Here is a 20,505-nt window from a genome sequence, read left to right on the forward strand (position 1 = left end):
CGCCGGCACCTCCTCCCTCGGACGCCGTGAACGCCGCCCCCACCACGCCCGTCGAGGTCGACCCCCGCCGGGACCTTGCCCCCACCCGGGGCCGCGCTGTAGCCTCCGCGGAGATTGAAACGGTTCAATACGCCAGCGCGTTGCATCCCGGCGCTGATCACCCCGGGATGAAAGGCACCTCCTCCTCTCACTCCGGGAGCCACGGAACCATGCACGACGACAGCAACCGCCCCGAGGACGGCGGCGTTTCCCGCCGCAGCCTCCTCATCGCCACCGCCGTCGCGGGCACCGCGGCCGCCCTCGCCCCCGCACTGCCCGCTGCCGCCGGCACGCGATCCGGAACCGGCGCGCGGACCGGCGGCCGGCCCGCGGGCGGTGCGGCCGGCACCTTCGCCGAGCCGGGCAGCGCGGTGCGGCCCAAGTTCCGCTGGTGGTGGCCGGACGGGCTGGTGGACCCCGACGAGATCAGACGCGAGGTCGACCAGATCGCCGACGCGGGGTTCGGCGGCGCCGAGATCGCGGCCGTCCACCACAGCGTGAAGGACACCTCCGTCCTGGACACCGAGCACCACGGCTGGGGCAGCCCCGCCTGGGTCGCCGGTGTCCACGCCGCCCTGGACCAGGCCCGCCGACGAGGCGTCACCATCGACCTCACGGTCGGCCCCAGTTGGCCCGCTGCCGTCCCCGGGATCACCCCCGACAGCGAGGCCGCGGTGCAGGAACTCGCGCTCGGCGCCGTCACCGTGACCGCCGGCACGGCCTACACGGGCCCCGTGCCACCGCCCGCCGCGGCCCCCGCGTCCGGGGTCACCCGGCAGCGGCTGCTGGGCCTGCTGGCCACCCGGATCGCCCCGGAGAACGCCACCCGCAAGGAGACCGGCCTGGACCGCGCGAGCGTCCGGGACCTCACCGCGCAGGTCGTCGACGGCGCCGTGGACTGGACCGCCCCCGCCGAGGGCGACTGGGTGCTGACCGCCTTCTGGCAGCGCGGCACCGGTCAGACCCCCGAGGGCGGCCCGCACACCTCGCCCACCGCGTACGTCGTGGACCACTTCAGCGCGGCGGGCACCGCGGCGGTCACCGGCTTCTGGGAGCGGAACCTCCTCACCAAGGAGATCCGGGGACTCCTCAGGACCGCCGGCGGCGTCCTGTTCGAGGACTCCCTGGAGATCGAGACCACGGCACTGCCCTGGACCCCGGGACTCCCCGCCGCCTTCGAGGAGCGCAACGGCTACCCGCTGCTGCCCGTCCTCCCCGCGATAGCGATGAGCGGCGGCAACCAGGTCTACGTCTACGACGCCGTCGCGACCCGCCAGATACGGCACGACTTCTGGGACACCGTCAGCGACCTGTACCACACCCACCACCTCACGGCGCTCCGCGACTGGGCGCACGCTCTGGGCCTGGGGATGCGCGCCCAGCCGTACGGGCTGCAGACCGACGCGATCGAGTCCGCCGCGCTGCTGGACATCCCCGAGGGCGAGTCGCTGGGCTTCAAGAACCTCGACGACTACCGCTGCCTGGCCGGCGGCCGCGACATGGCCGGGCACACGGTGCTGTCCTGCGAGTCCGGCGCCTACACCGGCTCCGCGTACAGCACCACGTGGGAGAAGTTCCTGCGCACCATGGGCGGCGCCTACGCGGCCGGCGTCAACCAGACCGTCGTGCACGGCTTCTCGTACGCCACGCTGCCCGGGGTGAAGTGGCCCGGCTACGCGGCCTTCACCCCGTACAACGGCACCGTCGGCTACGGCGAGTCCTGGGGTCCGCGGCACCCGACCTGGCGGCACGTCGGCGACGTGGCCGGCTACCTGTCGCGGGTGCACCACGCCATGCAGCGCGGCACCTCGCGGATCGACGTCGCCGTCTTCCGGCAGACCGGGTACACCGCGACGGGGATCGGCGCCTCCTGGTTCACCTCGACGGGCGTGCCGCTCGGCTGGACCCACCAGTTCGTCAGCGGTCCCCTGCTGGACCTGCCGTCGGCGAAGGTCCGCGGCGGGCGGCTGGCCCCCGACGGCCCCGCCTACCGGGCCCTGTTCGTCGAGGGCGACTTCTTCTCCGGCTCCGCGGTCACCCTCACCGTCACGGACGCGCGCCACCTGCTGCGCCTGACGCGGGCCGGGCTGCCGGTCGTCCTGCTCGGCGACTGGACGACGGTCACGACGCCCGGCGTGACGGACGACGCGCGGCTGCAGCAGGTCCGCTCCCTCGTCGCCGAGTTGCTGGCGCAGCCGCGGGTACGGCAGGTCACCGACAAGACGGCGGTGGGCCAGGCCCTCGCGGACCTCGGTCTGGTGCCCGACGTCAGTTACGCCGTGCCCTCCACGCTGCTGACGATGCACCGCTTCGACGAGGGCGTCGACTGGTTCTACCTGGTCAACGGCAAGCACGCCGAGACCGTCAAGCCCCCCGTCGCCGCGATCGACCACGCCGTCACGGTGCGCCGCACCCGCTCGGGCGCGGTGCCGTACCTGCTCGACCCGTGGACGGGTGAGGCCCGGCCGCTCGCGCTGTACGGGCAGGACGGCGACCTGTTCACCTTCCGGGTGGCGCTGCAGCCGTCCGAGTCGATGGTCGTGGCGTTCGCGCCGCCGGGACGGTTCCACGGCGAGCCCGGCCGCACGCACGCCGTCAGCACGGACGCGGACGACGTGCGCTTCGAGCACGGGCGGCTCGTCCTGCGCGCCCGCGCGGCCGGCACCTACACCACGGCGCTGTCGCGCGGGGGTTCGGCCGGCACGGTGGTCGGGGAGGTGCCCGCGCCGCGGGAGCTCACCTCGTGGACCCTGGACGCCGAGGACTGGCGCCCCGGCGCCGACCCGGACCGCACCACCGTCGTACGGCACCGGATCGCCCTCGACGCCCTGGCGCCGTGGAACGCCATCCCCGACATCAAGGACGCGGCGGGCATCGGTCGTTACCGCACGACGGTCGAGCTCGACGGGTCCTGGAGCGGCGGATTCGGAGCGGTGCTCGACCTCGGCGAGGTGACCGACACCTTCCGGGTCAGCGTCAACGGGCGGCCGGCACCGGTCACCAGCCACATCGACCCCGTGGTGGACCTCGGCGGCCTGCTGCGCCGCGGCAGCAACACGATCGAGGTCGAGGTGGCCACGCCGCTGATCAACCGGCTGCGCGTCAGCGACCCGTCGGTCTACGGCGGTGCCGCCTCGCAGCGCACCGGGCTCGTCGGGCCGGTCCGGCTGATCCCGTACGGCGAGGCCGTGGTGGGCCGGGACTGACGGTCCCGGGTCCCGTCCCCGGGCTCCCCCGCCGGTCGCCGCACGACCGGCGGGGGAGCCCCGGCACCTGCTTCAATGGCCGCGGAGGTGATGGACCATGGTGTCCACGGACCGACTGCTCGCGTTCGCCGCGATGTCCCTGCTCGTCATCGTCATTCCCGGGCCCAGCGTGCTCTTCGTCATCGGCCGCGCCCTGGCCCACGGCCGGCGCACCGCCCTCGCGTCGGTGCTGGGCAACTTCATCGGCTCCTACCTGCTGGTGGTGGCCGTGGCGTTCGGTCTGGGCTCTCTGTTCGAGCGGTCGATGACGCTCTTCCTCACGGTGAAACTGGCCGGGGCCGCCTACCTGGTCCTCCTCGGCGTGAAGGCGTTCCGGCACCGCCGGCAGCTCACGGTGGGCGCGATGGACGGCCCCGCGCGGCCCGCTCGCGGTGACCTGCGCACCGTCGCGGACGGCCTGGCGGTCGGGGTCACCAACCCCAAGGGCATCGTCTTCTTCGCCGCCGTGCTCCCCCAATTCGTGGACCACTCGGCCGGGTCGCTGCCGGCGCAGATGCTGCTCCTGGGCCTCGTCCCGATGGGCATCGGCCTGGTCAGCGACACCCTGTGGGGTCTGACCGCCTCCGCCGCCCGCGTGTGGCTGGGCCGCTCCGACCGGCGCCTCTCCGCGATCGGCGGCGCCGGCGGGCTGGCCATGATCGGCCTCGGCGTCACGGTGGCCGCGACGGGCCGCACGGACTGACGTCCGCAGCGCGGTACGTCCCGGCCGGCTGACCTCGGTCCCGACGTCGGCTCCCTCGGGATCGCCGGGTTCCGGAGCGGCGACCAGCGCGGCGGTCCCCGCCCACGGGACCGGACGGGGGAACGCCCGAAGGCCGTCCGGTGCCGCCGGCACAACCGCGTTGCCCCGTCCTCCGCGGTGGACCAGAATCCGTCCCCATGACCTCCGCTATGCGCCACATCACGATCGACAGCTCCGACGCCCACCGCCTGGCGAGCTTCTGGTCCCTCGTCCTGGACCGCCCGCTCCACGAGGACGACGAACCGGGTGACGAGGAGGTCCTGATCGAGGTCGACGGCGGCCCCGGGATCCTCTTCGTGACCGTCCCGGACGCCAAGACCGTCAAGAACCGCGTGCACCTCGACGTCCAGCCGCAGGACCGCACCCGGGATGAGGAGGTCGAGCGCCTGCTGCTGCTCGGCGCGACGCAGGTGGACGACCGCCGCCGCCCCGACGGCACGGGCTGGGTCGTGCTCGCCGACCCGGAGGGCAACGAGTTCTGCGTCGAGCGCAGCGCGGCGGAGCGCGCGGGCTGAACCTGCCGACGCACCCGCCCCGCCCGTACCCCCGCGAGAAGGAGTGGTCCCTTGCCGTACCCGACCCGGACCGCGTGGGACGAGCACTACGCCAGGGGCAGGGGCTTCCGCCGTCTCACCGCCTCGGAGCGCGAACTGCTCGCCCGGCACGTGCCGGCCGGAAGCGGTTCCCGGGCGCTGGACGTGGGCTGCGGCACGGGTGAACTCGCCGTCCACCTGGCGGGACTCGGGTACGCGGTGGACGGCGTCGACTTCGCCGAGAGCGCTCTGGAGCGGGCCGGGAAGCGGGCGCCCGCCCGCGGGTCGGTGCGCTGGTCGTGCGGCGACGTCGAGGACGGGTGGCCCGCCGAGCTGGACGACGCCGGCTACGACCTCGTCACGCTGCGCCTGGTGGTCGCGTTCTTCCGCGACCGCTCCGATGTGCTGCGCCGTCTCGCGGCCCGGCTGCGGCCCGGGGGCGCGCTGGTGGTGATCACGCCCCTGGCCGCCAACACCCCTGCCGAACGCAGGGGCATCGCCCTGGACGAGGACGAGATCGGCGTCCTCGTGGCCGCGTGGGGCACGGTGAACCGGTTCGACGCCGAAGGACTCGCCCTGCTCGTGCTGCGCGGTCCGCGCCCGGCCTGACGGCGGCGTGGGCTCACCCTGCCGCGGCGGCGCCCGCCCGCGCGAACCGGTCGTGGTCGTCGAGGACTTCGGCGATGACGCGGCGGTCGGCCCCGGCGCGGGCCGGGTCGGTGGTGAGGGAGCCGGTGAGCACCAGCAGTGACTTCCACAGGGCCCAGCCGCGGGCGCGGGCCCAGGTGGCGGGGTCCTGGCGGACGGTGCGGCGGAAGGCCTCGCGGGCGGCGCCGGAGAACATGGTCCAGGCGATGACCAGGTCGCAGGCGGGGTCGCCGACGCCCGAGGTGCCGAAGTCGATGACGGCGGAGAGTTCGCCGCCGTGGACGAGGAGGTTGCCGGAGGCGATGTCGCCGTGGAACCAGACGGGCCGGCCGTGCCACGGGGCGGCGAGGGCGGCGTCCCAGACGGCACGGGCCCGGGCGGTGTCGACGTGGCCTTCGAGGAGGGCCAGGCAGCGGCGGGTCTCCTCGTCGTAGTGGGCGGGCGAGGCACCCCGGTACCAGCTGTGCTGCCCGGCGGCCGGGCCGCCGGTGGGGTCGCAGCCCTGGAGGGCGAGGAGGAACCCGCCGAGGTCTCGGGCGAACCGGGGGAGGTCCGCGATGCGTTCGGGGGCGGCCGTACCACCGGGCAGCCAGCCGCGCACGGACCAGGGGAAGGGGTAGCCCTCGCCCGGGACACCCATGCCGAGGACGGACGGGACGGCGACGGGGAGCGAGGGCGCCAGCCGCGGCAGCCACTCGTTCTCCTTGGCGACCGCGGGAACGTAGCCCTCGGCGGTGGGCAGACGGACCGTCATGGCGTGGCCGAGGCGGTAGGTGCGGTTGTCCCAGCCGTCGACCTCCACCGGGGTGACGGGCAGGTGGGCCCACTGCGGGAACTGCGCCGCGAGCAGGCGCGTGACCAGTGAGGCGTCGATCCCGGCGCGGCCGTCGGGCGGGGTGGGGGGCATCCGGAGATGATCACCCGCGAGGTCGGCCGGGGGCAACGGATTATCGACGGTGCGGGGCGCCGGCGGGCCGGGAGGGGGGTGGCCCGGCCCGCCGGCGGAGCGGAGTGTGGTCCGCTGCGGGGTGGTGGTCCGGTTGTCGCTGGAGCAGGTGCCGGGCACGACGGCGTCGCGGGCACCGGGCTTGCGGGTCCTGTGGCGCCCGGAGGTACCGACGCTTTCCGTGTTCGACCGGGTACACAGCGTGACAGATGGAAGGGGGTGCTGTCATGGCGTCGGCACGTCCTGTCCGAAACCGATCAGCGTTCCGCCGCTTCCCGGACACCCTCGGCTGCGGGTCAAGTCCGGCCCGCAGTTGACGGGGCGTGCGTCAGGTCGCGGTGGCGGCCGCCGCCGCCCGACCGGCCTGGCGGCCGGAGAAGAGGCAGCCGCCGAGGAACGTGCCCTCCAGGGAGCGGTAGCCGTGGACACCGCCACCGCCGAAGCCGGCGACCTCCCCGGCGGCGTACAGACCCGGCACCGGTGTCCCTTCCGCGTCCAGGACCCGGCCGGACAGGTCGGTCTGGAGGCCGCCGAGCGTCTTGCGGGTGAGGATGTTCAGGCGCACCGCGATCAGCGGCCCCGCTGCCGGGTCCATGATCTTGTGCGCCGTGGCGGTGCGGCTGAGGAAGTCGCCGGGGTAGGCGAGGGCGTTGCGGATCCCCATCACCTGGACGTCCTTGGTGTAGGCGTTGTCGATCTCGCGGTCCCGGGCGTCGATCTGCCGCCTGAGGCCGGCCAGGTCGATGAGGCCGTCGCCGGTGAGCCTGTTCATCCCGGCCACGAGCGCGGGCAGCGAGGAGGCGACCACGAAGTCGGCGCCGTTCTTCTTGAACCGCTCGATGGGTTCCGGGGTCTGCCACAGCCGGGAGAGGGTGAGCGGGATGTCCTTGTTGGTGAGGTCCGGGTTCTGCTCGGAACCGGAGAGGGCGAACTCCTTGGCCAGGATCTTCTGGGTGGTCACGAACCACGAGTAGTCGTAACCGGTGCGGGTGATGGCCCCCAGCGTGCTGAGGGTGTCGTAGCCGGGGAGGTCGGGCGCGGGGAAGCGCCGGCCGGTGGCGTCGAGCCAGAGCGAGGACGGGCCGGGGAGGATGCGGATGCCGTGCCCGGCCCAGATCGGGGCGTAGTTCCGCAGGCCCTCGGTGTAGTGCCACATGCGGTCCGGGTTGACGATCCGTCCGCCGGCCCGCTCGGTGATGGCGAGCATCCGGCCGTCCACGTGCTCGGGCACGCCGGAGATCATGTTCCGCGGCGGGTCGCCGAGCCGGGCGGGCCAGTTCTGCCGCACCAGGTCGTGGTTGGCGCCGATGCCGCCCGAGGTCACGATCACGACCGGGGCCCGCAGTTCGAAGTCGCCGACGACGGTGCGCGAACTGCGGGTGCCCCGGGGGGCGTTGCTCGGCTCCACGACGGCGCCGCGGACCCCGGTGACGGTGCCGCCGGTGCGCACGATCTCGTCGACGCGGTGCCGGAACGCGAAGCTCACCCGTCCCTTCGCAGCCGCGGCCCGTACGCGCTTCTCGAAGGGCTCCACGACGGCCGGGCCGGTCCCCCAGGTGACGTGGAAGCGGGGCACCGAGTTGCCGTGCCCGTCGGCGAGACCGCCGCCGCGCTCGGCCCAGCCGACGATCGGGAACCAGCGGACGCCCTGCTGGTGGAGCCAGGACCGCTTCTCCCCCGCGGCGAAGTCCACGTACGCCTCGGCCCACTTGTACGCCCAGTGGTCCTGGCCGCGGGGGTCGGCGACGTCGCGGTCGAAGCCGGCCGCGCCCTGCCAGTCCTGCCACGCCAGGTCGCGGGAGTCCTTGATGCCCATCAGCCGCTGCTCGGCGGAGTCGACGAGGAACAGCCCGCCGAAGGACCAGAACGCCTGGCCGCCCATGTTGGTCTCCGGTTCCTGGTCGAGCAGGAGCACCTTGCGCCCCTTGTCGGCCAGTTCGGCGGTCGCGACCAGGCCGGCCAGGCCGTGGCCGACGACGATCACGTCGGCGTCCTGGGAGGCGGCGTGGGCGGGGACCGCCTGCGCGAGGGCGCTCGCCCCGGCGATCGCGCCTCCCGCCGCCGCCAGCAGGCGGCGCCGGCTGGGCATGGCGGGGTCTGTCACTGTCTCCATGGCGTGCCTTCCGGAGGATGCGGGGGGGGATGCACGAAGGGTGTTGCCAGGATGACCTTGATGTTACCTTCGGTAGCCGACAGGTAATCAGGTGGTCGTGACGATGCGGTAGTCACCGGCAGCCAACGCGCGCGCACCCGGTTGTCGCCCGGCCACAGCGTCCGGTCGTGGAAGGGGCGAGGCTCTTGACGGTCACCCACCGGCCCGAGCCCGTGGCCGGCATCCTGCGGGACATGGCCGGCGACTCCGACGTGCGGGGCCAACTCGTCCACGCCGCCCGGACCCACTCCCCCGACGTCGCCCGGCTCGGCGAGGCGGAGACCCGGCGGCACGTCACCGCCATCGTCGCCGCGGCCGGGCCGTGGCTCGGCACCTTCGGCCGCGTGGACGGGCAGGACTTCGCCGCCGCCCTGCTGCTCGGCACCGACCGTGCCGAACAGGGCGTCCCCATCACCTCGGTGCTGCACGGCGTCCAGGCGGCCCTCACCCGCACGGTGGAGATCGCCGTCGACCGCTGCCGGTCGGCCGGGGTGCCCGACGGCGTGCTGCTCTCGGCGGTGCTGCGGCTCAAGGAGTACGGCGACGCCGTCGAACGCCATGTGGTGAACGGCTACCGCGCGGCCGAGCAGCAACTGCCGCCCGTCTCCGACGGCCTGCGGGGGCGACTGCTGCGCCGGCTCCTGACCGGAGGCGCCCCGCCGGCCGCCGCGGACCTGGCGCGGGCCGGCCTGCGGCCCGACGGCAGGTACCACTGCCTCGTCGCGGACGGCCTCGACGCCGCCGGGACCCGGAGGCTCGCGGAGCGGATCGACGCGCAGCGCGGGATCGCCGGACGGGTCGAGGGCCGGCCGGCGGGCCTGCTGCCGCGGATGCCGGGAAGCGGGGAGCTCGGGCCGGAGGCGGCGGGCGGGCTGGTCGTCCTCTCCCCCGCCGTACCGCTGGACCAACTGCCCCCCGTCCATCGGCTCTGCGTCCGCGCGCTGGCCGCCGGGAGCCGGCGCGGACGGGGCGGGGTGCGGGAACTGACGGAGTTCGCCGGGGAGATCGCCACCGCCGAACAACCGCTGCTGGGTTCGCTCCTGGCCGGCAGGCTCCTGGGCACCCTTGATCCGGCGGATGTCTTCCACCGCCAACTCGCCCTCACGGCCCTGGCGTTCCTGGAACACGGCCGGCGCCTGGACCAGACGGCGGCGGCGCTGTTCACCCACCCCAACACCGTGCGCTACCGGCTCGGCCGGCTCCGGCAGATCACCGGTGAGCCACCCGCGGACGCCACCGCGGACCCGCTGGACGCCCTCCACTGGTGGTGGGCCCTGACGACGTGGCTGGGTCCGGACCGGGGAGCGCCCCTCAGGAAGTAGCCGGGGGCGGCCCCTCGGGCGGGTCGGCGGGCCGGTTCCGGCGGCGCGTCAGCAGGCGCCGGGTCGCCACCTCACCGGCGAGGATGCCGAGCAGACCGGCGAGCGAGATCCACGGCGGGGCCGGCGCCAGAACGCCCATCAGCCAGTACAGGACACCCGCCAGGGCTCCCACGGAGAAGGCGAGGAGGCATCTGGAGAGCAGGGTCCTCACACCAGCCACCCCGGCACGGAGTATCCGACCAGGATGCCTGCCAGACCGACGAGGCAGACGAACGGCGGCGCGGGGGACGGCACCCTGAGCAGGCCGTACATGATGCCGACGACCAGGCCGGCTCCGAAGGACGCGGCGTAGTCCACGTCGACCCCCTTTCCTTTTTGCCCTGTATACGAATTTCCTTCCTTTTCTAGCAGTACGGATGGCACCGGGCGGCGCAGCGCGACACCGGGGCGACGGCGGCGAGCCGCTCGCCCTGCGGCGCCCGGCCGGGCGGCATCGTGCGCCGCGCCACCGGCACGGCGGACAACTCCCGCACGTGGGAGGGGGCTTGACGCCCCCAAACCTGCCTGGTCACGCTGCGGACGTGGTGAAGATCACCGTGCACGCCCGGGCTCCGTCCGCGGGTTTTGGGGCCAGGATGCGACCCGCCCCCACCGGGGCAGTCCGAACCGTTCGGGGCCGACCCGGCCCCACGGAGCAGCAGGGAATCCCTTGAGACCATCACCAGGACGCTGGGGCGTGTTCGCCGCCGCCGGCGCCGCCCTCCTGTCATTGGCGCAGCCCGCCGCCGTCCCCGCCGCCCACGCGGCCTCGCCCGCGAACTCCGGGACCGACGCCGAGGCGGCGCGCAGCAACGTGCCCCCGGGTGTCCACACGGTCACCCTGATCACCGGTGACATCGTTATCACCCGGCAGTCGGGAGCCGCCGGGGGCACCGTCGAGGTACGCGGCGCCGGCGGCGCCAAGGCCCGCGCGCACATCATGGAGTCCCGCGGCGACCTGTACGTCTATCCCGAGTCGGCCCTCCCCTACGTGGCGGCGGGCACGCTGGACCGGCGCCTGTTCAACATCAGCGAGCTGGTCGCGGACGGCTACGACGACGCGCACCGCGACGACCTGCCGCTGATCGTCTCCTACGACTCCGCCTCCGCCGGGCTGCGCACCACCGCGCCCCAGGGCGCCACCCGGGTCAGGGACCTCAGCAGCGTGCAGGGGGCCGCCCTCTCCGAGGACAGGGACCGGTCCGCCGACTTCTGGCGGTCCGTCACCTCCGGGTCCGGGACCGCCGCGCGGGCCGCCAAGGCCACCTCCGCCGCCCCCTCCTTCGGCTCCGGGATCGCGCGCATCTGGCTCGACGGCAAGGTCGAGGCCGACCTGGCCGACACCACCTCCCAGATCGGCGCCCCGCAGGCCTGGTCGGCCGGCGACACGGGCAAGGGCGTGGACGTCGCCGTCCTCGACACCGGCGTCGACACCGGGCACCCCGACCTCGCGGGCCGCGTCACGGCCGCGCGCAGCTTCGTCCCGGACCAGGAGGTGACGGACCGCAACGGCCACGGCACCCACGTCGCTTCCACCATCGCCGGCACCGGGGCCGCCTCGGACGGCAAGGAGAAGGGCGTCGCCCCCGGCGCGGACCTCCACGTCGGCAAGGTGCTGGCCGACTCGGGCTCCGGCCAGGACTCCTGGGTGCTGGCCGGCATGGAGTGGGCCGCGGTGGACCAGGACGCGGACATCGTGAGCATGAGCCTCGGCTCCGAGAACCCCTCCGACGGAACGGACCCGCTCAGCGCGGCGGTCGACCGCCTGAGCGCGCAGACCGGAGCGCTGTTCGTGATCGCCGCGGGCAACATGGGCACGCCCGGCAGCGTCGGCGCACCGGGTGCGGCGGACGCCGCCCTGACCGTGGGAGCCGTCGACTCCGCCGACGAGGTCGCCTGGTTCTCCAGCCAGGGGCCGCGGGTCGGCGACGGCGGCCTCAAGCCGGAGATCACCGCACCCGGCGTGGACGTCCTGGCCGCCCGCTCGCAGTACGCGCCGGAGGGCGAGGGCAGCTACCAGACGCTCAGCGGCACCTCGATGGCCACCCCGCACGTCGCGGGCGCGGCCGCCCTGCTCGCGGCAGCGCGGCCCGGGCTGACCGGCGCCCAGCTCAAGGATCTGCTGGTGAGCAGCTCGAAGCGGACGCCGCAGTACGACGCCTTCCAGGCGGGCAGCGGCCGGGTGGACGTCCCGTCGGCGCTCGGCGCCGAGGTGTTCGCCTCGGCGACCGCGTTCGCCGGCCAGGCCGAGGCGGGCGGCGGCACGGCCGCGGTGCGGCGCCCGGTGACGTACACCAACACCGGGGACGCCCCGGTGACGCTCGCCCTGTCCGTCGACGCCCCGAACGCCCCCGCGGGCCTGTTCGCGCTGTCCGCGTCACGGGTCGTCGTGCCCGCGCACGGCACCGCCGAGGTCACCGTCGCCATCGACGGTTCGAAGGCGACCGGCAACGGCCGCTGGTCCGGCCAGGTCGTCGCGGCCGACCCGGCGGGGAAGACGGTCACCCACACGGCGGTGTCGCTGGGCGACGCCGCCCACAAGCTGACCCTGGTCCTCAAGGACGGCGACGGCAAGCCCATGTCCGGCGTCGTCCAGGTGCTGCGCTCCGGTGACTTCGACCCGGCGTTCTACCTCGTCGACCAGACCGGACGGCTGGAGGCCTGGCTGCCGGACGACGTCTACTCGGCGCTGTCCTTCAAGGACGTGCGCGGGGTGCACGGCGCGCACTCGATGGGCATGGCGCTCCTCGGCGACCCCGAGGTCGTCATGGACCGCGACCGGACGGTGACCCTGGACGCGACGAAGCTCAAGCGCGTCGACATGACGACACCGCAGCCGACCGAGACCACCTACCAGCGCCTGGAGTACAACCGCGCCATGGGCGGCGGCAGCTGGCGCGACTACATGGAGACCCAGACCAGCTACGACAGCCTCTGGGCCCAGCCCACCACGCACAAGGTCACCCACGGCGACTTCTATCTCGGGGCCCGCTGGCGCAAGGAGCAGCCCGCGCTGTCGGTGACGACCCGCGACGACGAGTTCACCGACGTCCTGCGGCAGGAGGACGTCACCGCGCTCCCCCAGGGCGACTACTCGTTCCCGCTGGTGGCCGCCGGGGACGGCGCGAGCGCGGACTACGCCGGGATCTCCGCCCGCGGCAAGGCCGTGGTCGTGCGCCGCAACGGGAACGTGAGCGACGCCGAGCAGGCCGCGGCGGCGGTCGCGGCGGGCGCCCGGCTCCTGCTCGTCGTGAACGACCAGCCGGGACGCCAGCTGCGGAGCTACACCGGCGATCCCTTCCTCCCGCCCGCCGCCATCGACGTCGCGCTGCTCAGCACCGACGAGGGCGAGCGGCTCATGCGCCGCGCGTCGGCGCGGGGCGCCGTGCTGAAGGTCGGCTCGCAGCCGGTCAGCCCGTACGTCTACGACCTCATGTGGACCTGGCACAACGAGATCCCCGGCGACCTCGTCGTCAAGGGCGGCACGAAGAACCTGGCGCGGGTCGACGTCACCTTCGACAGCCCCGACCCGGCCAAGGGCGGCGGCGAGTTCCGCTTCGACTGGCCCGTGTACTCCAACTGGGGCATCGGCCTGACGATGCGGGAGCCGGTGAACTCCCACCGGGTCGACTGGGTCTCCACCGGTCCGGGGTACTCCTGGGGCCAGGAGGCGTACGTCGACGGCCTGCTGTACGAGATCGAGCCGCGCACCACGTACCGGGCGGGCAGCCGGCACACCCAGGAGTGGTTCAAGCCGGTCGAGCGGCCGTACCTCAACAACAACTACAAGCTGCCGACGCGCAGCGGGAGCTGGCTGGCCCTCGACATCCCCGCCTGGGGCGGTGCGGACCACGTCGGCATGTCGATGGACTACGACCGCACGAAGCAGACGCTGACGCTCTACCAGGGAGGCACGCTCCTGGGCCGGAGCACGACCAACACCAGCATGGGGGGCGCCGCCCCGGCCGCGGGCAAGCTGCCCTACCGCCTGGTGCTGGACGCGAGCCGTGACGCGTCGGTGAGCCCGTACTCCTCGACCACGCACACCGAGTGGGAGTTCACGTCCAAGGCGCCGTCGGGCGACGACGCCGCGGTGCTGCCGCTGCCGCAGCTCGACTACGGCGTGGCCACGGACGCGGAGGGCAGGGCCGCCCGCAACGGCACGCTGTCCGTGACGGCCGCGCACCTGCCGGGCGCGGTGGGTGCGGGCTCGCTGTCGGCCGTCTCCCTGGAGGTGTCCTACGACGACGGACGCACCTGGCGGAAGACCGCCTGCGGGCACGACGGCCGCTTCGGGCTGTCCGCGCCGAAGCAGGCCCGGTTCGTCTCGCTGCGTGCGCGTGCACACGACTCCGCGGGCAACGCGGTCACCCAGACCGTGATGCGGGCCTTCGGCCTGCGCTGACGGGGAGGCACCGCATCCCCACCGGTGCGGGCGGGCCGTCCACGGCCCGCCCGCACCGCCGTCATCGCCCCCGCGCCACGAGCGCGGCGGCCGGGATCCCGTGTGCCGCGAGCCGCGCCAGGAGTTCCGCCTCCTGCGGCCGCGTGACGGCGATCCGCAGGCCGGTCCCCGCGTCATGGGCGACGAAGACCGTCCGTCCGGCGCACCGGCCCTCGGCGTGGATCGTGTACGGGGCCAGGTCGAGCAGCAGGCCGAACCGCGCGTCGTCGCGTGCGTCGATGTCGATCCCCATTCCGGGGTCGTCCCTCCGGGAGCGCGTCCCGGCCGTCACCGCCTCCCGGGCCAGGGCGAGCACACCCCGGTACGAGGACAGTGCCTCGTCGGGCCAGGCACCGTCGGTGTAGGCGTCGACGTGCGCGCTGTGGAGATCCGGCCGCAGGACGCGCAACGCCTCCCGGTGCACGAGCACCACGTCCGTATGCTCCAGTCCGCACGCGGGCACGAGTCCGCGGCGCGGGCCGCCGTCATTGTCGATCACCCCGAAGACCCTGACATACGCCTTCGCCCCCCGCTTCACGCGGTCCCACGGAAGACGCCGGGACCCCGGGGGCGGCGGCCCTCGGGGTCCCGGCGGGGGGCGGGTCAGGCCGCGGCGGCGCCGGCCCGGCTGAGCTGCTCGATGACCCCGGTCAGGCCCTCGACGACCTCGGAGTCGTCGGCCGGGTGGGTCTCGGCGAAGCGGATCACGGAGCCCGGGATGGAGAGCTTGACGTCCGTGAGGACCGCGGCACCGGCGATGCCGGCGGCCTTGCGGGCCTCGTCCTGCGCCCACACGCCGCCGTACTGGCCGTACGAGGTGCCGACCACGGCGACCGGCTTGCCGGACAGGGCGCCCGCGCCGTGGGGGCGCGACAGCCAGTCGATGGCGTTCTTGAGGACGGCCGGGATGGTGCCGTTGTACTCGGGCGAGAAGAGCAGGAGCGCGTCGGTCGCGGCGGCGGTGGCCCGCAGGCGTGCGGCGGCCTCCGGCACCGAGCCCTCGACGTCGATGTCCTCGTTGTAGAAGGGGACCTCCGCCAGACCCTCGTAGAGCGTGATCTCGACGCCCTCGGGGGCGTGCTTCATGGCGGCCTCGGCGAGCTGGCGGTTGTGCGAACCGGCGCGGAGGCTGCCGACCAGAGCGAGGATGCGGACGGACATGGGCGATCTCCCTAGCTGCTTGACGGACTGAAAACGGACCGCGGTCCGGTTGAAAGTTGTAGCAGTTAAACGGACTGCGGTCCACTTTCATTCCCGCCGCTACGCTGTGGCCATGACCGAGCCGCCCCGCGCCGTCTTCCCCTTGCGCGACGCCTCCGCCGGACCCGCGGACCTCACGCTCACACCGGCGGGCGAGCCACCACGGCTGCGCGCCGACGCCGCGCGGAACCGCAAGCGCCTGCTGGAGGTGGCGGCGGAACTCGCCGCCGAGCGCGGCGCGGCGAACGTCACCATGGAGGCCGTCGCCGCCGCGGCCGAGGTCGGCAAGGGGACGGTCTTCCGGCGCTTCGGCGACCGCGGGGGGCTGATGCTCTCGCTGCTCGACCACATCGAGCAGCAGATCCAGGCCACCTTCCTCTCGGGCCCGCCGCCCCTGGGGCCGGACGCCTCGCCGCTGGAGCGGCTGCGCGCCTTCGGCCCGGCCGTGATACGCCACGAGCACGCCCATCGCGACCTGTACATGGCCGCACACCGGGAGCAGAGCCGCCGCTACAACCCGTCGTACCAGGTCAGGCTCACTCATCTGACGTTGCTGCTCCGGCAGGTGGGCGCCCCCGGTGACGTCGAACTGACCGGGCACACCCTGCAGGGCTATCTCGACACCGTGCTCGTCGAGTACCTGCTCACGTCCCGCGGCATGCCCGTCGAGCGGCTGGACGCCGGCTGGTACGACCTCGTCGACCGACTCGGCACACCGCGGTAGCGCCGTCCAGCGCCGTCGCCGGGGGCCGAGCGGGCCGCCGTGGCGACGCCCCGGGCCGGTGAGCGGTCAGGGGTTGCAGCCGGGACCGGTGGCCGGGCCGGTGCAGACGTCGGTGCCGGGTCCGCCGTCGTTGGCGTTGGTGCCGGGACCGCCGGAGAGGACGTCGTTGCCGGCGTCGCCGGTCAGGGTGTCGTTGCCGGCCCCGCCGCAGAACAAGTGTGCTCCCGGTGATCGGACGGCCGAGACCATGCCTCACATCCAGTCAAATTGGCCGTATCGGGAAGATCGTAACGACGGGCGACGTCGGCGACCTTCGGCCGATCCCCTCGTTGGGCCGTCCGCGGCGCCGCGGGGCGCGGCGGCCGCCCCTGTACGAGAACGCCGGGCACGCACCCGCGGGGCGGATCACCGAACCGGTCACCCGCGGACGACGGCCCCGAAACCGGGCGGAGCGAACCACCCCCGGTCGAGCGGGGGTTCGCACGGCCGGGGTCCACGCCCTGTCGTGATCCCGACAGGGGGCGGAAAGACGCCGCTGTTCGTCTCTCGTTCACCGGTCCGTTGAATCGTTTAACTCGCTAGCATGCGGCGGACATTGGATGGATCTAACGTGAAGGATCCCCTGTGAGACCGCTCTTCCCGGGCCGAACCGGCCTCCCGATCGTCGCGGGTGTCGCGGCACTGCTGATGGCGATCCCACCGGCAGCTGCCAGTGACCACGCCACGGCCTCCCCCTCGCCGGACGACGTGGTCGTGACCGGCGGCGCCCCCGCGGGCTCCACCCCGCGCACCGTCACCCTCATCACGGGCGACCGGGTCACCGTCACGCCCGGCGGCGACGGCCGTGCCTCCGTGACCGTCGAGGGCCCCCGCGGCCACCGCGCGGACGCCCGCATCACCACCCAGCACGGCGACACCTACGTCTACCCGTTCGCCGCCGAACGGTACGTGGCGGCCGGGCTGCTCGACACCGACCTCTTCAACGTCACGCGGCTGATCGCCGACGGTTACGACGACGCCCGGTCCAAGGGCCTGCCCGTCATCCTGACCTACTCCTCCGACTCCCGCCGGAGGCTCGCGGCGCCGTCGCTGCCCGAAGGGGCCACCGGCGCACGGGCGCTGACCAGCATCGACAGCACCGCCACCACGCAGGACCACGACCAGGCGGCGGAGTTCTGGGACGACCTGACCGGCCAGGGCGCCGCGCCGCAGGCGGCCGCGAGGGCCGTGGCGAGCGGCCCGGCGCTGACCGGCGGCGTACGCAAGGTGTGGCTCGACGGCAAGGTCAAGGCCGACCTCGCGGACAGCGTGGCGCAGATCGGCGCCCCCGAGGTCTGGGCCGGTGGTGACACCGGTCAGGGCGTGGATGTCGCGGTCCTCGACACCGGTTACGACCCCGGGCACCCCGACCTCGACGGCGTCGTCACCGACTCCCGAAGCTTCGTGCCCGGCGAGGACATCGACGACCACCACGGCCACGGCACCCACGTGGCGTCCACCATCGCCGGCAACGGCGCCGCGTCCGGCGGCAAGGAGAAGGGCGTCGCCCCCGGCGTGCGCCTGCACGTGGGCAAGGTGCTCAGCAACGCGGGCAACGGCTCCGACTCCTGGATCATCAGCGGCATGGAGTGGGCCGCCCGCGAGGCCGGGGCCCGCGTGGTCAGCATGAGCCTCGGCAGCGACCAGCCCACCGACGGCACCGACCCGATGAGCCAGGCCGTCAACGAACTCAGCGCCGAGACGGGCGCGCTGTTCACCATAGCCGCCGGCAACTCGGGCCCCTACGAGGGCACCGTGGCCGCGCCCGGCGCCGCGGACGCCGCGCTGACCGTCGGCGCCGTCGACTCCTCCGACGCCATCGCCGACTTCTCCAGCCGCGGCCCCCGCTTCCGGGACGACGCGATGAAGCCGGAGATCACCGCCCCCGGCGTCGACATCCTGGCGGCCCGCTCGCAGTGGGCGCCCTTCGGGACCGGCTCGTACGCCACCCTCAGCGGCACCTCGATGGCCACCCCGCACGTCGCGGGCGTCGCCGCCCTGGTGGCGGCGAAGCACCCGGACTGGAACGGGGCCCGGATCAAGGACGCCCTGGTCTCCACCTCCGTCGCGACGCCGGACATCCCCGCCGACTCGGGCGGCAACGGACGCGTGGACGCGGTCGCCGCCACCAGCAGGACCCTCGTGGCCACCGCCACCGCGGACTCCGGCATCCACCCCCCGGGCGGCGCGTCCGGCGGGACCGTGACCCGGACCGTGGAGTGGGCCAACTCCGGTGACACCGCCGTCACCGTGACCCCGCGCCTGGACACCCCGGGCGTGCCCGAGGGTCTGTTCACCGTGACGGACCGTCAGGTCACCGTTCCCGCCCACGGCACCGCCTCCACCACCGTGACCACCACGCTCGACCGGGCCCCCGCGGGGTCGCGCTTCACCGGGCACGTCGAGGGCGTCGTCGACGGCAAGGCCGTCACGCGCACCCTGCTCGCGGTCAGCACCCGTGACGAGTACCACCACCTGCGCGTGCACGTCACCGACCGGGCCGGCGACCCGATGGTCGGCCTGGTGATGTACCAGCGCAAGGGCGACGAGTACGCGCAGGCCCTCTACACCGACCTCGACGGCGTGCTCGACACCGTCGTCCCGCCGGGCACGTACACCGTCTGGACCTGGGGCGCCGTGCGCGGCGTCCACGGCGAGTCCTCCTACGGGCGGGCCCTGCTGGCCAGGACCGGCGTCGTGGTCGGCAACGCCGACACCGACACGGCGCTGGACGGCACGAAGCTGCGCAGGACCGAGGTCGTCACCCCGAAGACCTCGACCGACAGCGACATCCGGATGGACTTCACCCAGTCCTTCAAGGACGGCTCGCCGGCGATCACGGACACCGCGACCGTCGGCGACGGCTTCGACAGCGTGTGGGCGCTGCCCATGCCGAAGGCCTCCGGCGGCGACCTGGCGTACACGGTCCGCTGGCGCATGCAGCAGCCGCTGCTGGCGCTGTCCTCCGGCGACCAGGTCTTCGACGACCTGTGGCTGCAGCCCGGTTCCGGCCGTCCCGCCGAGGGCACCAGGACGCTGCCCGCCGTCTTCGCCGGCAAGGGCACCGCGGCCGAGTACGCGGCCGCCGGCGCCAAGGACAAGGTGGCCGTGGTCCGCTACACGGGGGACGACGACCAGATCACCGACGCGCAGAAGGCGGGCGTCGCCCTGCTGGTCGTGGTGAACGACCTGGACGGCCGGCTGCGCGAACCCGTGCGCCGCACCGCCCTCGTCGTCGCCGGCGTCTCCCGCACCGAGGGCGAGGCCCTGATCGGCCGCATCCAGGACAGTCGTTCCGGCTCGGTGCCGATGCGGGTCGCCGGCCACGCCGAGACGGACTACCTGTACGACCTGGTGCACACCTGGCACGGCACGGTCCCGCAGACCCAGCGCTACGCGCCGGCCGAGCACCGGCTCGCCCGGGTCGACGTCGGCTTCCGCAACGAACCCGGCACGGAGGTCGACGAGTTCCGCTACGACATCCAGCCGTACCTCGGGGTCAAGGTCGGCGGCACCCGGCTGTCGACGGCGGGCGCCGAGCGCACCGACTGGGTCACCCCCTCGGGCGAGGCGACCTGGATGGAGGAGGCCGCCAACGGCATCCGCTCGATCCAGTTCTCCGGGCTGGTCGGCTACCCGGCGGGACGCACCACCGACGTCCAGTGGTTCGGGCCCGTCGAGCACCCGCGGATGAACGAGAGCCAGTGGCTGCCGCAGCGCAACGGTGACGTCCTCGACGTGACCATCCCGGCCTGGGGCGACGGCGGCCGCGACCACGCGGGCGTGGTCGGCCCGGGTACCACCTCCCAGGTGAACGAGCTCTACCGGGGCGGCGACCTGGTCACCCGCACCGAGGGCGGCTGGCTGGGCGGGGACGTCCCGGCGGCGTCGGGCCGGTACCGGCTGGTGACGGCCACCGAGCGGACGGAGGGGTACCCGTACTCCACCGCCACCCGGACCGAGTGGGGCTTCTCCTCGGCGACGGCGGCCGCGGACGACCCGCAGGTGCTGCCGCTCCTGCAGCTCGACTACGGGATCCGCACCGACGCGGGCGGCGCCGCGAGACGTGACGCCGAACTCACGGTGAGCGCCTCCGCGTTGCCGGGCACGCCGGCCTCGCGGGTCCGCACCGACGCGGTGGAGGTCTCGTACGACGACGGCCGCACGTGGCACAAGCCGGCACTGCGCGGCGCGGACGACGGCGGCGCCCGGGTCCGTCTGGACGCGCCGCGGCGGGCGGAGTTCCTCTCGCTGCGCGTGCGTGCCTCGGACAAGCGGGGCAACACCGTGACGCAGACGGTGATCCGGGCCACCGGCCTGGCCTGATCCGCGGAGGCACACAGCGCGGACGAACACAGCGCGGCCGGTCCCCTCGGGGGCCGGCCGCGCTGCCGTTCCCCGGCGCTCCGTT

15 protein-coding genes are annotated in these 20,505 nt (G+C 74.1%); 8 read left to right on the forward strand and 7 right to left on the reverse strand.

Going from position 1 to position 20,505, the window contains the following annotated elements:
- Positions 1–209 precede the first annotated feature (209 nt).
- From ACZ7MY_RS26380 to ACZ7MY_RS26395, 4 genes are all read left to right on the forward strand, one after another.
- Positions 210–3,245: a glycosyl hydrolase gene (locus ACZ7MY_RS26380; protein ID WP_499605376.1), complete on the forward strand. Its 3,036-nt coding sequence runs from the start codon at positions 210–212 to the stop codon at positions 3,243–3,245.
- Positions 3,246–3,342: 97 nt separating this feature from the next.
- The gene (locus ACZ7MY_RS26385) at positions 3,343–3,987 is read left to right on the forward strand and encodes a LysE family translocator (RefSeq protein ID WP_499605378.1); all 645 of its coding nucleotides are present in this window, start codon (positions 3,343–3,345) and stop codon (positions 3,985–3,987) included.
- A gap of 197 nt (positions 3,988–4,184) precedes the next feature.
- Positions 4,185–4,562 (forward strand): VOC family protein, encoded by a 378-nt coding sequence (locus tag ACZ7MY_RS26390; RefSeq protein ID WP_499605380.1) that lies wholly within the window; start codon positions 4,185–4,187, stop codon positions 4,560–4,562.
- Positions 4,563–4,613: 51 nt separating this feature from the next.
- Positions 4,614–5,189, forward strand: a complete 576-nt coding sequence (locus ACZ7MY_RS26395; RefSeq protein WP_499605382.1) for a class I SAM-dependent methyltransferase — start codon at positions 4,614–4,616, stop codon at positions 5,187–5,189.
- A gap of 13 nt (positions 5,190–5,202) precedes the next feature.
- On the opposite strand, the gene ACZ7MY_RS26400 is transcribed toward ACZ7MY_RS26395, so the two are convergent.
- Together ACZ7MY_RS26400 and ACZ7MY_RS26405 are read right to left on the reverse strand one after the other, a co-directional pair.
- Positions 5,203–6,135, reverse strand: a complete 933-nt coding sequence (locus tag ACZ7MY_RS26400) for an aminoglycoside phosphotransferase family protein (RefSeq protein ID WP_499605384.1) — start codon at positions 6,133–6,135, stop codon at positions 5,203–5,205.
- Between the two features lie 367 nt (positions 6,136–6,502).
- Complete coding sequence (locus ACZ7MY_RS26405; RefSeq protein ID WP_499605386.1) at positions 6,503–8,287, reverse strand: FAD-binding dehydrogenase; 1,785 nt, start codon at positions 8,285–8,287, stop codon at positions 6,503–6,505.
- A 185-nt stretch (positions 8,288–8,472) separates the two neighbouring features.
- Between ACZ7MY_RS26405 and ACZ7MY_RS26410 the strand changes: the two genes are divergently transcribed.
- Entirely contained in the window at positions 8,473–9,648 is a 1,176-nt protein-coding gene (locus ACZ7MY_RS26410) for a helix-turn-helix domain-containing protein (RefSeq protein ID WP_499605388.1), read from the forward strand.
- On the opposite strand, the gene ACZ7MY_RS26415 is transcribed toward ACZ7MY_RS26410, so the two are convergent.
- Both ACZ7MY_RS26415 and ACZ7MY_RS26420 read right to left on the reverse strand, forming a co-directional pair.
- Complete coding sequence (locus ACZ7MY_RS26415) at positions 9,638–9,859, reverse strand: DUF1427 family protein (protein ID WP_499605390.1); 222 nt, start codon at positions 9,857–9,859, stop codon at positions 9,638–9,640. The two genes, ACZ7MY_RS26410 and ACZ7MY_RS26415, sit on opposite strands and share 11 nt — an antisense overlap.
- On the reverse strand, positions 9,856–10,005 hold the full coding sequence (locus ACZ7MY_RS26420; RefSeq protein WP_089223925.1) for a DUF1427 family protein: 150 nt from the start codon (positions 10,003–10,005) through the stop codon (positions 9,856–9,858). The genes ACZ7MY_RS26415 and ACZ7MY_RS26420 overlap by 4 nt, the downstream gene beginning before the upstream one ends.
- Positions 10,006–10,384: 379 nt before the next feature.
- On the opposite strand from ACZ7MY_RS26420, the gene ACZ7MY_RS26425 reads away from it, so the two are divergent.
- On the forward strand, positions 10,385–14,092 hold the full coding sequence (locus tag ACZ7MY_RS26425; protein ID WP_499605392.1) for a S8 family serine peptidase: 3,708 nt from the start codon (positions 10,385–10,387) through the stop codon (positions 14,090–14,092).
- 61 nt (positions 14,093–14,153) lie between these two features.
- Here the strand turns inward: ACZ7MY_RS26425 and ACZ7MY_RS26430 are convergent, their stop codons facing one another.
- Positions 14,154–14,630 (reverse strand): hypothetical protein, encoded by a 477-nt coding sequence (locus tag ACZ7MY_RS26430; RefSeq protein WP_499605394.1) that lies wholly within the window; start codon positions 14,628–14,630, stop codon positions 14,154–14,156.
- 104 nt (positions 14,631–14,734) lie between these two features.
- On the reverse strand, positions 14,735–15,292 hold the full coding sequence (locus ACZ7MY_RS26435) for an NAD(P)H-dependent oxidoreductase (protein ID WP_499605395.1): 558 nt from the start codon (positions 15,290–15,292) through the stop codon (positions 14,735–14,737).
- A gap of 112 nt (positions 15,293–15,404) precedes the next feature.
- Here ACZ7MY_RS26435 and ACZ7MY_RS26440 point away from each other — a divergent pair, with 112 nt between their 5' ends.
- On the forward strand, positions 15,405–16,055 hold the full coding sequence (locus ACZ7MY_RS26440) for a TetR/AcrR family transcriptional regulator (RefSeq protein WP_499605397.1): 651 nt from the start codon (positions 15,405–15,407) through the stop codon (positions 16,053–16,055).
- Between the two features lie 66 nt (positions 16,056–16,121).
- Here the strand turns inward: ACZ7MY_RS26440 and ACZ7MY_RS26445 are convergent, their stop codons facing one another.
- Complete coding sequence (locus ACZ7MY_RS26445) at positions 16,122–16,271, reverse strand: hypothetical protein (protein WP_499605399.1); 150 nt, start codon at positions 16,269–16,271, stop codon at positions 16,122–16,124.
- A gap of 408 nt (positions 16,272–16,679) precedes the next feature.
- On the opposite strand from ACZ7MY_RS26445, the gene ACZ7MY_RS26450 reads away from it, so the two are divergent.
- Positions 16,680–20,420: a S8 family serine peptidase gene (locus ACZ7MY_RS26450; RefSeq protein WP_499605401.1), complete on the forward strand. Its 3,741-nt coding sequence runs from the start codon at positions 16,680–16,682 to the stop codon at positions 20,418–20,420.
- Positions 20,421–20,505: the final 85 nt, after the last annotated feature.

The sequence above is a fragment of the Streptomyces sp. NPDC111520 genome (assembly GCF_055635295.1).